This is a genomic window from Desertibacillus haloalkaliphilus, from assembly GCF_019039105.1.
Lineage (GTDB): Bacteria > Bacillota > Bacilli > Bacillales > KJ1-10-99 > Desertibacillus > Desertibacillus haloalkaliphilus.
The window spans coordinates 1-385 of sequence record NZ_JAHPIV010000307.1 but is presented as its reverse complement, the minus strand read 5'-3'; the positions used below and the strand labels follow the sequence as shown (position 1 = coordinate 385).

1 protein-coding gene is annotated in these 385 nt (G+C 49.1%); it reads left to right on the top strand.

Annotation, left to right across the window (positions count from 1 at the left end):
• Positions 1 to 385 (top strand): hypothetical protein (locus KH400_RS30005; RefSeq protein WP_217228294.1); only part of this gene is annotated, 385 nt, incomplete at both ends.

Here is a 385-nt window from a genome sequence, read left to right as displayed (position 1 = left end):
GGGAGGAGGAAGGGGGAGAGAAGAAGGGGAGAAAGAGGGGAAGAGGAAAAAAGAAAGGAGAAGGGAGGGGGGGGGGGAGGAGGAAAGGAAGGGAAAGGAGGGGAGAAAGGAAGGGGAAAAAGGGAAAAAAGAGGGGGGGAAGGGAAAGAGAGAGAAGGGGGGAAAGAGAAAGAAAAGGAAAGAAAGGGAAAAAGGGAGAGGAAAGGAGGAAGGAAAAGGGGGAGGGGGAAGAAAGAAAAGGGAGGGGGGAAAAAGGGGGGAAGAGAAGAGGGAGGAGAGAAAAGAAAAAAGAAGAAAAGAGAGGGAGGGAAAAAAGGAAGAAGAGGAGGAAAGAAAGAGGAAGAAAAGGAAAAGGAAAAAAGGAGAAAGGAAAAAAGGAGGGGAA